This is a genomic window from Pseudoclavibacter helvolus (genome assembly GCF_014191305.1).
In the GTDB taxonomy this organism is placed as follows: domain Bacteria; phylum Actinomycetota; class Actinomycetes; order Actinomycetales; family Microbacteriaceae; genus Pseudoclavibacter; species Pseudoclavibacter helvolus.
In genome coordinates, this window is sequence record NZ_JACHWJ010000002.1 from 288,931 (window position 1) to 300,519 (window position 11,589).

The 11,589-nt window shown below is 68.4% G+C and carries 13 protein-coding genes; 9 read left to right on the forward strand and 4 right to left on the reverse strand.

What is annotated here, in order from left to right:
• Positions 1 to 7 precede the first annotated feature (7 nt).
• From hisD to FHX72_RS08270, 7 genes are all read left to right on the forward strand, one after another.
• Entirely contained in the window at positions 8 to 1,360 is a 1,353-nt protein-coding gene (hisD, locus tag FHX72_RS08240) for a histidinol dehydrogenase (protein ID WP_183624318.1), read from the forward strand.
• A 28-nt stretch (positions 1,361 to 1,388) separates the two neighbouring features.
• On the forward strand, positions 1,389 to 2,663 hold the full coding sequence (locus FHX72_RS08245; RefSeq protein WP_183624320.1) for an alpha-hydroxy-acid oxidizing protein: 1,275 nt from the start codon (positions 1,389 to 1,391) through the stop codon (positions 2,661 to 2,663).
• A complete protein-coding gene (locus FHX72_RS08250) occupies positions 2,660 to 4,342 on the forward strand; it encodes a thiamine pyrophosphate-binding protein (RefSeq protein ID WP_183624322.1) in 1,683 nt (560 codons plus the stop codon). The genes FHX72_RS08245 and FHX72_RS08250 overlap by 4 nt, the downstream gene beginning before the upstream one ends.
• A gap of 82 nt (positions 4,343 to 4,424) precedes the next feature.
• Positions 4,425 to 5,009: a hypothetical protein gene (locus FHX72_RS08255; RefSeq protein ID WP_183624324.1), complete on the forward strand. Its 585-nt coding sequence runs from the start codon at positions 4,425 to 4,427 to the stop codon at positions 5,007 to 5,009.
• Positions 5,010 to 5,110: 101 nt separating this feature from the next.
• The gene (locus FHX72_RS08260; protein WP_183624652.1) at positions 5,111 to 6,160 is read left to right on the forward strand and encodes a PLP-dependent cysteine synthase family protein; all 1,050 of its coding nucleotides are present in this window, start codon (positions 5,111 to 5,113) and stop codon (positions 6,158 to 6,160) included.
• Positions 6,161 to 7,138: 978 nt separating this feature from the next.
• The gene (locus FHX72_RS08265) at positions 7,139 to 7,720 is read left to right on the forward strand and encodes a TetR family transcriptional regulator (protein ID WP_183624326.1); all 582 of its coding nucleotides are present in this window, start codon (positions 7,139 to 7,141) and stop codon (positions 7,718 to 7,720) included.
• The gene (locus FHX72_RS08270) at positions 7,717 to 8,502 is read left to right on the forward strand and encodes an SDR family oxidoreductase (RefSeq protein WP_183624328.1); all 786 of its coding nucleotides are present in this window, start codon (positions 7,717 to 7,719) and stop codon (positions 8,500 to 8,502) included. The genes FHX72_RS08265 and FHX72_RS08270 overlap by 4 nt, the downstream gene beginning before the upstream one ends.
• Before the next feature lie 68 nt (positions 8,503 to 8,570).
• On the opposite strand, the gene FHX72_RS08275 is transcribed toward FHX72_RS08270, so the two are convergent.
• Positions 8,571 to 8,927 carry a zinc ribbon domain-containing protein YjdM gene (locus FHX72_RS08275; RefSeq protein WP_183624330.1) on the reverse strand — a complete coding sequence of 119 codons (357 nt, stop codon included), beginning with the start codon at positions 8,925 to 8,927 and terminating at the stop codon, positions 8,571 to 8,573.
• 136 nt (positions 8,928 to 9,063) lie between these two features.
• Between FHX72_RS08275 and FHX72_RS08280 the strand changes: the two genes are divergently transcribed.
• Entirely contained in the window at positions 9,064 to 9,435 is a 372-nt protein-coding gene (locus tag FHX72_RS08280) for an SdpI family protein (RefSeq protein WP_068494951.1), read from the forward strand.
• 133 nt (positions 9,436 to 9,568) lie between these two features.
• Positions 9,569 to 10,537, forward strand: a complete 969-nt coding sequence (locus tag FHX72_RS08285; RefSeq protein ID WP_183624332.1) for a DUF4190 domain-containing protein — start codon at positions 9,569 to 9,571, stop codon at positions 10,535 to 10,537.
• Between the two features lie 55 nt (positions 10,538 to 10,592).
• Here FHX72_RS08285 and FHX72_RS08290 read toward each other — a convergent pair whose 3' ends face one another.
• The 3 genes from FHX72_RS08290 to FHX72_RS08300 all read right to left on the reverse strand — a co-directional run bounded on the left by FHX72_RS08290 (position 10,593) and on the right by FHX72_RS08300 (position 11,520).
• A complete protein-coding gene (locus tag FHX72_RS08290; protein ID WP_183624335.1) occupies positions 10,593 to 10,871 on the reverse strand; it encodes a hypothetical protein in 279 nt (92 codons plus the stop codon).
• Between the two features lie 107 nt (positions 10,872 to 10,978).
• Entirely contained in the window at positions 10,979 to 11,278 is a 300-nt protein-coding gene (locus FHX72_RS08295) for a cupin domain-containing protein (RefSeq protein ID WP_068494957.1), read from the reverse strand.
• Between the two features lie 41 nt (positions 11,279 to 11,319).
• Positions 11,320 to 11,520: a hypothetical protein gene (locus FHX72_RS08300; protein WP_068494959.1), complete on the reverse strand. Its 201-nt coding sequence runs from the start codon at positions 11,518 to 11,520 to the stop codon at positions 11,320 to 11,322.
• Between the last annotated feature and the right edge of the window lie 69 nt (positions 11,521 to 11,589).

Sequence of the window (11,589 nt, forward strand, 5' to 3'; positions counted from 1 at the left end):
GCACGACATGACCATCGAACGACCCCTGCGCGACCGCGGCCCATGGAGTCAGCTCTCCGCCGACCAGAAAGCGGACCTCCTCGATCGCGGAGCCGCCCGCATCTTCGATCCGGCACTTCGCGACGGCGTGCTGAGCATCATCGAGGACGTCCGTGACCACGGCGACGAGGCACTGCTGCGAGCACTCAAGACCTTCGACGGCGTCGACATCACGGCCGACCAGATCCGCGTCAGCGACGAGGAGTTCGCCGAGGCGCGCAGACAGATCGCCCCCGAGCTCGTGACCGCGATCCGGGACCTCATCGCGCATCTTCGCGCCTTCAACGAGAACCTCGTCGGCGCCGGCAGCTGGGAGTTCGAGTCGGAACCAGGACTGCTCGTCGGCGAGAAGGTGAGCGCCATCGCGAGCGCCGGCCTGTTCGTGCCGAGCGGCAAGGGCTCGTACCCCTCCGTCATGGCGCAGCTCGGCACGCCTGCCGTCGTCGCCGGCGTCAAGGAGCTCGCCGTCGTCGTCCCGCCCATCCCGGGCTCCGACGGGCAGGTCGACCCGGCCGTCCTCGTCGTCGCGGACGAGCTCGGGATCCGCAACGTCTTCCGGGCGAACGGTCCGGCGGGCATCGCCGCGCTCGCGTTCGGCACCGAGACGATCCCGAAGGTCCGCAAGGTCTGCGGTCCCGGAAGCGCTCCGGTCGCGTGCGCGCAGATCGAGGTGCAGCGCTTCGGGACGGTCGGCGTCATGCTCCTGGGTCCGAGCGAGTCGCTCATCCTCGCGGATGCGGCGGCCGACCCGTACCTGATCGCGGCCGACCTGCTGACCGAGGCGGAGCACGGGCCCGACTCCACGAGCGTGCTCGTGACCGACAGCGCCGACCTCATCGAGGCGGTGCAGCTCGAGCTCGTGACGCAGCTCGCCGACCTGCCAGACCAGCGCGCAGAGTACGCCCGCACGGCGCTCGGCGTGAACGGCGGGGCCGTGCTCACCCGCTCGCTCGAGGAATCCGCGGACGTCGCCAACGCCTTCGCTCCGGAGCACATGCAGATCGCGACGGCGCACCCGCGCGAGGTCCTCGAACTCATCGAGGACGCGGGGGAGGTCCTCCTCGGACAGGACACGACGATCTCCATGGCGAACTTCGTCATCGGCTGCCCCGCCGCGCTCCCGACGAGCGGCTACGCCAAGGTCTCCAGCGGCATCACGGTCGAGGCGTTCCAGAAGAAGACCGCCATCGCCCAGGCAGACACGACCGCGCTGCGACGCGTCGCGGACACCGTGGTGAGCTTCACGCAGCACGAGGGCTTCCCCGCCCACGAGGCGGCCGTGACCCGTCGCATCGCTCGGCTCGAGACGCAGCGCGCATGATGGTGTCGGAACCGACAGGCGGCGTCCGGTGAAGATCCGCGACGCGCTCTCGCTCATCGACCTGCGCCTGCCCTCCGGCGACCTGGCCGCGCGTCAGCTCGCCGCCTGCCACAGCATCGAAGACCTCGAACGGCTCGCCAGGCGACGACTGCCCCGCTCCGTGCTCGACTACGTCAACGGCGGCGCCGATCATGAGTTGAGCCTCGCGCAGAACACGGACGCCATCCGCCGCTGGTCGTTCACGCCGCAGGTGCTGACGGACGTCGCGCAGACCTCGACGGCGACGAGCATCCTCGGGCACCCGGCGGCCGCCCCGTTCGGCTTCGCGCCCACCGGCTACACGCGGATGATCTCGCCCCTCGGGGAGAAGGCCGTCGCCGCGGCGGCCGGGCGCGCGGGCATCCCGTACGCCCTCTCGACGATGGCGACGACCTCCCTCGAAGACCTCGCCGCGCGCGACGCGGGTCGCACCGACCTCTGGTTCCAGCTCTACATCTGGCGGGACCGCCGCCTCACCCAGCAGCTCATCGCTCGGGCCAGCGACAGCGGCTACCGAGTGCTCGAAGTGGCCGTCGACACGGCCGTGTCGGGCCTGCGTCTCCGCGACGCGCGGAACGGATTCACGATCCCACCGAAGCTGACCCTCGCGAGCGTCCTCGACATCGGCACGAAGCCGAAGTACTGGACGGGCATGCTCCGCAGCCCCTCGATGGAGTTCGCGAACGTCTCCGCCGCCGACGGACCAGACGGCGGGTACACGATCGAGAACATCACCAAGCAGTTCGACCCGTCGGTGCAGTGGTCCGATCTCGAGGACATCCGGTCGCGCTGGGACGGAAAGCTGGTCCTGAAGGGGCCGATCGGCCCGGCGGATGCGCTGCGCGCCGCTGACCTCGGCGTCGATGCGCTGCACCTCTCCAACCACGGAGGCCGGCAGCTCGACCGCTCGATCGCGCCGATCGACCTCGTCGCCCCTGTTCGTCAGGCGGTCGGCGACGACCTCGGAATCGTCGTGGACTCGGGCTTCCGGCACGGCGCGGACATCGCGACCGCCATAGCCCTCGGCGCGGACGCCGCATTCGTCGGGCGCCCATACCTGTGGGGCCTCGTCGCGGGCGGGCACGCGGGGCTGGACACCACTGCGCGTCTCTTCATGGACGGGCTGCGCCGCACCATGCAGCTGCTTGGCGTGCGTGACGTCGCTGAGCTCCGCCGCCGGGGCCCGGAGCTCCTGAGCACGCACGAGGCGAGAACAGGCCTGTTCTCGGACACGCCATACACATCAGTCGAGGAAACCCTATGACCAGAACGAGCACGGTCGCCGATGCTGTGGCGGACGTCGTCGCGGCCCACAGTCCCGTGGTGTTCAGCTTGGTGGGCAACGGCAACGCGCACTTCGTCGCGAGCCTGACGAGCCGCGGCCACCGCGTCGTGAGCGTGCGCCATGAGACCGCGACGGTCATCGCCGCGCACAGCTACGCCCTGGCCGGCGGAGGCGTCGCCGCGGCCTCGGCGACCTACGGTGCCGGCTTCACGAACCTGCTGACCTCGCTCGCGGAAGCGCGTCTCGCCCGAGTGCCCGTCGTGGTGATCGTCGGCGGGGAGCCGACGACCGGCTCCCGCGCCATCGACATCGACCAGATCGGGGTCGCAGCCGCGATGTACGTGCAGACGCTCACCGTCGGACGGGCGAACGCGACGGCGCAGACCGAGCTCGCCTATGCCATCGCGGCCAGGGACCGGGTGCCGGTGATCGTCACGATCCCGTACGACCTGGTGGACGCGTCAGTGGACACGTCAGTCGAGCCTGCGTCGCCGGTCGCCGCGCTCGAACAGGAGGCGGTGCTTCGGGCGCACGAGCTCGCGGAGGCCCCCGACATCGAGCGTGCGGACGCCACCCACGTCGCCGGACTCCTCGCTCGCGCACAGCGACCGCTCATCCTCGCTGGCCACGGGGCGGTGCTGGCTGAAGCCGGCGACTCGCTGCGACGGGTCGGCGACAGGGTCGGTGCGCTCTTCGCGACCTCCCTCATGGCGCACGGCCTCACCGGGTCGCCATGGGACCTCGGCATCGCCGGCGGATTCTCGAGGCCAGACGTCGCCGAGCTCATCGGCGAGGCCGACGTCGTGCTCGTCGTCGGCGCCAGCATGAACCTGTGGCAGATGCGCTACGAGACCCTGCTGACGCACGCCGAGACCATCATCCAGGTCGACACGCGCCCCGGCAGCACGCATCCGCGCGTCGACGAGTTCCACCGGGCGGATGCACGCGCCTTCGCGGAGGCGCTGCTCGCGGAGCTCACCGACGCCGACCGCGACGGGTGGCGCGGGTCTGTGACCATGCCCGGCGCGGACTCGCGGCCCTTCGAGGAGGTCGCCCCGGACGGACGGCTCGATCCCCAGGCCGTGATCACCGAGCTCGAGGCTATCCTGCCGCTCGAGCGGAGCATCACCCAGGACAACGGGCACTTCATGGGCTGGGCGCCGCGTCACCTCAGCGCCCCGGACCCGCACGCCATGCTGCTGCCAGGGCTCGCGCTGCACTGCATCGGCCTGGGCGTTGGGTCGCTGCTCGGTGTCGCGGCCGCCCGCCCCGACCGACTCCCGGTGCTCGTGACGGGGGACGGGGGATTCCTGATGGAGTTGAGCGAGCTCGACACGCTGCTCCGCGAGGTCCCGTCGGCGCTCGTCGTCGTCATGAACGATGCGGCCTTCGGCATGGAGGTGCACCAGTACGGCGTGCGCGGCCTCGACACCGACGCCATGACCTTCGCCGAGGTGGACTTCGCGGCGCTCGCGGTGGCCATGGGCGGGCGCGGGGCGAAGATCACGGCGCTCTCCGACCTGGACCGGGTGCAGGAGTGGCTCGACCGTGGGGCTGAGGGGATCTTCGTCGCCGACGTGGCGATCTCCCCGAACGTCGTCGCTGACTGGCTGCGGCTGAGCAATCGCTACAACGGGGTCGTGGAGGTGTCCGCCTGACTCTGGACGGCACCCGACCGAGCCTCCGCCAGGCACGGACGCACTGCCGATCGGCTTCGCGGCCGACCCGTAGCCTGTTGGTATGTTCTCCGCGCATCCCCGACTCCTGACGGCACTCGCGACTGCGCTGCTCGCCTCCACCGTGCTCAGTGGATGCGGGCCCGCGTACCCGGAGATCCCTCGCGACGCCGAGACCGGCGGGCAGACGCTCGTCGAGCTCGAGGACACCCTCAACTCCATCGAGGGGCTCACCTTCTCCGACGTCGGCGGGTCGGATCCCAACATCAAGGGCAACACCGGGTTCGGGATGAAAGTGACCCTGGAGGAGGGGTACCAGCTCGCCAACCCTGGCGCGCTCCTCGTCTTCCTCACCGAATCCGCGTGGTCGGTGCGCGACGGCTACATGCCGAACATCGCCGTCGAGATCCACTACATGGGCCCCGTGGACGACGACATCGACATGACCGCCGTCGGCATCGAAGCCGGGTGGGTGCCGAGCACCACCTCGACTCCTGGGGTTGCCGACAACGGCTTCACCAGCGTGTCCGTTCCCGTCGCCGACTACGCCGCAGAGAAGGGGGTGCCCGAGAACGCGCTGCGACTCGGGCCGTGGCCCGGCGACGTGCCCGAGGTCCCGACCGGGATGGTCGTCGAACGCCGCGACTGACCGACGCGCCCACTCCGCATGCCAGGGGGAGCATCCGGCCGCTCGCGTCGCATACTGGATCGGTGGCACACGCAACCGAGACCCCAGACCGACGCCAGTGGATGCGCGAGGCGATCCGCGTGCTCGAGGCCGACGCGAACCGCAGCGCCGACACGCACCTCCACGTGTTCCCGCTTCCGCCGGAGTGGGGCATCGACCTGTATCTGAAGGACGAGTCGGTGCACCCGACTGGGTCGCTGAAGCACCGCCTCGCGCGCTCCCTCATCCTCTACGCCATCGTGAATGGGCAGGTCGGTCCGCGCACCACGCTCGTCGAGGCGTCGAGCGGGTCGACCGCCGTGTCGGAGTCGTACTTCGCGCGGATGCTCGGGCTGCCGTTCGTCACCGTCGTGCCCCGCACCACGAGCCCAGAGAAGATCGAGCTCATCGAGTTCTACGGCGGCCGCTGCCATCTGGTCGACGAGCCCCTCCACGTGTACTCGGAGGCGGAACGGCTCGCCGCCGAGCTCGACGGGCACTACCTCGACCAGTTCACCAACGCCGAGCGCGCCACCGACTGGCGCGGCAACAACAACATCGCGAAGAGCGTCTACTCGCAGATGACGCTCGAACGCTTCCCCATCCCCAGCTGGATCGTCGTCAGCGCCGGCACCGGCGGCACCTCCGCCACGTTCGGCCGCTACGCCAGGTACTGCGGGCACGACACCCGCCTCGCCGTCGTCGACCCGGAAGGCTCGGCGTTCTACGAGGCCTGGAAGAGCGGAGACCGCAGCCACGCGACCGGTCGGGGCTCGAAGATCGAGGGCATCGGCCGCCCACGCGTCGAGCCGTCATTCATCGAGACCGTCATCGACGACATGATCCAGGTGCCGGACGCCGCATCCGTCGCCGCGATCCGCGTCCTCCGCGAACGCACTCAGCACTGGGCGGGCGGATCCACCGGAACGAACCTCGTGGGCGCCCTCCAGATCATCGCGCGGATGCTCGCCGCGGGTGAGCGGGGCAGCGTCGTCACCCTCATCTGCGACGGGGGAGCCCGCTACGCGAACACCTACTACGACGACGCCTGGGTTGCGGCGCAAGGATGGGAGCTCGAACCCCACCTCGACCGGATGCATGCGTTCCTCGACACGGGCACGTGGAACGACTGAGTCTCGCGGTCAGCGTCTTGCTCGGATCGCGCAAGGCGCAGGCCCCAGGCTGAGCGCGAGCACGGGCAAGACGAAACCCCGGCGATGTGGCTGGGCCAGGGATCGATCCGGGGTCTTCGAATGTCAGCCTACTAGCGGAGGCCTGAATGTCAACATCTGCATACTCCCGCGACGGTCTCCTCCCGTTGCTCACTGCGGAGCGTCTTGGGTCATACTCGCGCGCCACAAGCGGGTCAACCGAGGATGTCTTCGCCCTGTACGAGTGGAACATGAGGGCGTGCGCGAGCGTTGTCGAACTGACCTCGATGGTAGAGGTACTCGTGCGGAACGCCCTTGACCGAGAACTACGAGCGTGGTCCGCGGCAAGGGCGGGAGGGGTCTCCTGGTTCGACATCGCACCACTTGACGCGCGCGGTCTGGCAGACGTTGCGAAGGCCCGTGGCCGCGCAACTCGACAGGGGCGTCGCCCGGAAGTACACGGGAGAGTCATCGCTGAACTCACTCTCGGATTCTGGCGATATCTCGTCGAATCTCGGTATCTGACGGCACTTTGGGTGCCATCTACACATCGGGCTTTTCCAGACGGGCCGGGTGACCTTCGCGACCGACAGCAACAGGTCGCGTTCGCATTGCAACAACTGAACTACGTTCGGAACCGCGCCGCGCATCACGAACCCGTCCACGCGCGCGACCTTCGGCGTGATCGCAGGCTTGCTCTCGACCTCGCCGGATGGATCGCGGAGGACGCTCGTGAGTGGATCACAGATGTTTCGTCATTATCGAACGTTATCGCCCAGCGACCGTCGACCGCAGTCGAGCGCTGACCGCCAGGAAAGTCATCACGACGCAGTCGCACTTCGCATCGGACGGCTTCGTTCTGTTCCGCGAGCAGCTGCTCGAGCAAAGGCTGGCCGAGCCCAAGTCGAGCAGGCGTCCGCACTTTCTGGACAAGCGTCCGAAACTTGCTAGGCTCGTCGTGTGCCAACGACCGCCACGCCCCGCTCGCCTGACCCTCGCCCCGCCCGGACGCAGGCCGCGATCGTCGCCGCCGTCGAGGAGCTGTCAGCTCGTGGCGAAGAGGTCACGGTGCCAGCGATCGTCGCCGAAGCCGGCGTCAGCCGCTCGACCTTCTACGCGCAGTTCCGCGACCTCGACGCGCTCGCCGTCCGCATCCTCACCGAGGTCTTCACGCAGATCGAGGAACTCGACCTGAGCCTGCGCGCGTCCGCGACCCCCATCGAGACGGCCCGGGCGACGACCTCGCAGCTCGTCGCCGAGTTCGCGAAGCGCCGCACGCTCTACGCCGGCGTGCTCGGCAGCCGCACGACCACGGAAGCGGCCCGGGCCGTCCGCGCGGCCTTCGCCGAGCAGACCCTCGGCACCATGCAGCTCACGGTGCCTTCAGGCCTCGACCCGAAGGTCGCCGCCGAGTACGTCGCGGGCGGCAGCCTCGCCGTCATCACAGCCTGGCTGCTCAGCGATACCCCAGAACCCACCGAACAGCTGCTCGCGCTCCTCCCCGCCTGGCTCCTCAACGACGATAAGGACACCCCCTCATGACCCGCACCTACGTAGTCACCGGCTCCGCCTCCGGCATCGGCAAGGTCACCGCCGAGAAGCTCCGCGCCGACGGGCACACCGTCATCGGCGTCGACCTCAAGGGCGCCGACGTCAACGCCGACCTCACCACCGCCGAGGGGCGAGCTGAGCTCGTCGCCCGCGCCGAGGAGCTCAGCGGCGGCGTGGTCGATGGCGTGCTCGCGATCGCCGGCCTCGTCATCCCGGCCCCCGTCACCGTCGCCGTGAACCACTTCGGCGCCGTCGCCACGCTCGAGGGCCTCCGCCCGCTGCTCGCGAAGTCGGACGCGCCGCGCGCCGCCGTCGTCGCCTCCCTCGCCGCCCTCGAAGAGGTCGACCAGCAGTTGTTCGAGCTCATCGAGTCGGGCGACGAGGCCGGTGCGCTCGCCTACGCCGACTCGCTCGGTGCCACCGCCAACGCGACGGGCTCCTCGGTGCTCTACACGACCTCGAAGCTGTCGATCGCCCGCTGGGTGCGCAGGAATGCCCCGAGCGCCGAGTGGGCGAAGGCCGGCATCGCGCTCAACGCCGTGGCCCCCGGCGTCATCCTCACTCCGATGACCGCGGCCGCGCTCGAGACCGAAGAAGGCCGCGCGGCGATGGATGCGGGTGCCCCGGCACCATACGGTGGCCCGGCCGCCGACCCCATCCAGGTCTCGAACCTGCTCGCGTGGCTCACGAGCGAGGACAACGGATACGTCACCGGGCAGATCATCTTCATCGACGGGGGAGCGGAGAGCATCCGCCGACCCGAGCTGGTGTAGCGAGCACAGGCTCATCAACGAAGCCGGCCGGCAACGAGAATCCCGCTGCCGGCCGGCCGGCTTCGTCGTCAGACGACCTTCTTGACCACGCTCGACTTCAGCTGCATCTGCCCGAACCCTGGCACCTTCGCGTCGATGTCGTGGTCGCCGACGCCGTCCGTGATCAGGCGGATGCCGTTGACCTTCGTGCCCACCTTGACCGTTCCGCCGCCTGCGCCCTTGACCTTGAGGTCCTTCGCGATCGTGACGGAGTCGCCGTCGGCCAGCACGTTCCCGACCGAGTCCCGAACTTTGAGGTGTGCCTCGGCACCGTCGGCGTCATCGGCCGACCACTCGTGGCCGCACATCGGGCACACCAGCAGCGCACCCATCTCGTAGGCGAGCTCGCTCGCGCACTCGGGACATGGGGGAAGCTGATCAGGCATCGAGGCTGACCTCCAGGAAATCTTGCCGAACTCGGAACGTCGACAACGCTAGGGCACGAGGAGCTGCCGCACCGAACGAGGGCTATGGGCCTGCGAGCTGAAAGGCGACGACGGCCTGCTCCGTACGATGGTGCAGATGGATACCCCGTTCGCCGTTCGAATCGTTCTGGCAATCGTCATGGCAGGCTCCGGGCTCCTCGTCATGTGGATGGCCCAGGCCGCGGCCTCGGGCCAGCTGAGGCGGAACGACATCGCCGGCATCCGGACGCCGAGCACGATGTCAAGCGACGTGGCCTGGCTCGCCGCGCACGTGCGGTCGAAGCGCGCCACGATGACCGCCGGCATCCTGGCGCTCGTGACCGGCCTGGTGGTGCTGATCCCGATGCCCAGCCCGGTCATGATCGGGGTTGTGATGGCCGGATGCCTCGCCCTGCTCGGGTTCGTCCTCTACGGTGCCCGCGTTGGCGTCCGAGCGGCGAAGGCCGTCGGAAGAAGCTCGCAGAGCTGAGACTCTCACGCAATGCATCGAGATGTTCGCGGTCTTCATCGGGCTGGCAATCCGGGGACTGCCCGGGGATACGCATCGTGAGTATTTTCCCTAGCCTTCAGGAAACTCCCAGTTTCCGTCAGAAGGTTTCCGAATGTCCCCTCCTCCAGCAGCACCCAACTTCGGTGCGCAGTCGCAACCTCAGCCTCCGCAGAACGGGTACGGCCAGCAACAGAATCACCACAGCTTTCTCCCGGCTCAATCAGTCGGGAAGAAGCTCAAGGGGCTCGCGGTCACGGCCCTGGTAGTCGGCATCGTCGCTTTCCTGATCGGGCTCGTTCCGGTTCTTGGATTGCTCGTCGGGTTCGTGGCGATCGTGTTCGGTGTTCTCGCTCTCAGCAAGGGGCAGAGCCGGCCCATGGCGGTCGTTGGAATCGTCCTCGCGTCGTTGGCTGTGGTCGCGTCGATCGGCACCACGATCGGACTGGGCGGTTCGGGGGATGCAGACGAGCCGGTTGCGGCCGTTGCGACGACGGAAGCGACCGCTGCCGCAGAAGTAGAAGCTGTCGTCGAAGTGCCCGCTGAACCCGTTGAGGAGGCCCCCGCGGTTACTCCCACGCAAGCGCCGGCGGAGCCGGTTCCAGCTGACGCCTACGGTGGTTACCCCGACCAGCAATTGTCATTTGTCACGGTCGCTGATCAGCACCTGGACGCTTACGACGCAGCGTCTACAGAGCTTCAGGAATCGGAAGCCATCCGTTCGAGAGATGCAGCGCTCTGCGAAACCGTCCCTGGCGGTGCTACCCAGCAGTGGGTGGGCAAGATCATTGAGATCGGGGCCAACGATGAGGGCAAGGCGCACGTTCGCATCGAAATTGCGGAGAACATGGTCTTCCAGACCTGGAACAATGCGTTCTCGGACATTGGCGACAACACTCTGATCGAGCCTGGGACTCCGATGTTCACCGCCCTGACGTCAATGGAGGAAGGGCAGCTCGTCACCTTCTCTGGGACGCTCCTGACCGGTACCGACTCGTGCCTCAAGAAGGCAAACCTGACGGACGCCTTCTATGCCGTCGACCCGAACTGGCTCATGGTCTTCTCCGACATCCGCGCACAGTAAGACTTCGAGTGAACTGAACCGTCGTGGCTGCTGCCAGAGCAGTGGCGACGACGGTTCATCCGCGTCCGAACGACTCCACCTGAGTGCGCTCGCCGGCGCTGAACTCCTCCAAGGCACGATCGAACGTGTACGACGAGGCGCGGAACATGACGGACTCGTCGTCCCCGACGAGGATCATGCCGCCGCCGCGAACCGCGCGGAACACCGCGACCCCGCCCTCGAATGGCACCGCGCGCAACGGGTGAGGGGACTCCTGACCGGCCTTTGTCGCCATCACGCCGAACAATCGTCCGGCGGTCAGCGCGAGCCGCCGCTCATCCGGCGTCAGCGCCACGAACGAAGGGTCGGTCTCAAGGTTCTGCTCAGTCCCGGGCTCCTCGGGGACTCGTTAGGGAACCGCGTCGGAATCTCCGGAACCGGAGTCGACGCTGTTTGCGTCCCTCACGCGACGGAGCACTTCGCCTCGACCTCCACGAACGTGAACTGCTCGTCGCGGTCGTTCACGATGTTGTGGCGTGCGCCGGCCTCGCGGCTGTAGCTCACGCCGGCCGTGCACTCCATCGCGAACGGGTCAGCAGTCTCGGTCTCGACGGTCAGGGTTCCCGTCGTCTGCGGCACGACGACATACGGCATCGTGTGCGTATGCCAGCCGGTCTCGGCACCGGGAGGGAAGCGCCACTCGGTCACGCGGAATCGGTCGTCGTCGACCTGGACGGTTGGGGTGGCGGCGGGGCGAGTCATGACACGACGCTACCGGTCACGACGATGCGACGCCCATCCGCCTAGTTCTGCTCCTCGGCAGGGTCCTCTTCCTCCTGCTGCGTCTCCTCGGTGCGGTCGCGGAGCTTGTCGGCCATAGCGGCCGCGCCGTCCCGCCCGTGCTCGCCCTCGACCTCTTCGATGATGTCGCGCAGGTTCTCGTCGCCGGTCGAGGAGTCGTTCGAGTCGCCGGACGCGGGGGATACGTTCTGTGGGGTCGTCATGGCGCGACCGTACGCGAACAGTCTGGCTGGCGCATCCGTACCCGCTCGAACGTGCACCGCGCACACAGC

What these genes read in the sequence shown, in the direction of transcription:
- hisD (WP_183624318.1), top strand. Translation starts at nt 8, where the DNA reads ATGACCATCGAACGACCCCTGCGCGACCGCGGCCCATGGAGTCAGCTC.
- FHX72_RS08250 (WP_183624322.1), top strand. Translation starts at nt 2,660, where the DNA reads ATGACCAGAACGAGCACGGTCGCCGATGCTGTGGCGGACGTCGTCGCG.
- FHX72_RS08255 (WP_183624324.1), top strand. Translation starts at nt 4,425, where the DNA reads ATGTTCTCCGCGCATCCCCGACTCCTGACGGCACTCGCGACTGCGCTG.
- FHX72_RS08260 (WP_183624652.1), top strand. Translation starts at nt 5,111, where the DNA reads ATGCGCGAGGCGATCCGCGTGCTCGAGGCCGACGCGAACCGCAGCGCC.
- FHX72_RS08270 (WP_183624328.1), top strand. Translation starts at nt 7,717, where the DNA reads ATGACCCGCACCTACGTAGTCACCGGCTCCGCCTCCGGCATCGGCAAG.
- FHX72_RS08275 (WP_183624330.1), bottom strand. Translation starts at nt 8,927, where the DNA reads ATGCCTGATCAGCTTCCCCCATGTCCCGAGTGCGCGAGCGAGCTCGCC.
- FHX72_RS08280 (WP_068494951.1), top strand. Translation starts at nt 9,064, where the DNA reads ATGGATACCCCGTTCGCCGTTCGAATCGTTCTGGCAATCGTCATGGCA.
- FHX72_RS08285 (WP_183624332.1), top strand. Translation starts at nt 9,569, where the DNA reads ATGTCCCCTCCTCCAGCAGCACCCAACTTCGGTGCGCAGTCGCAACCT.
- FHX72_RS08295 (WP_068494957.1), bottom strand. Translation starts at nt 11,278, where the DNA reads ATGACTCGCCCCGCCGCCACCCCAACCGTCCAGGTCGACGACGACCGA.
- FHX72_RS08300 (WP_068494959.1), bottom strand. Translation starts at nt 11,520, where the DNA reads ATGACGACCCCACAGAACGTATCCCCCGCGTCCGGCGACTCGAACGAC.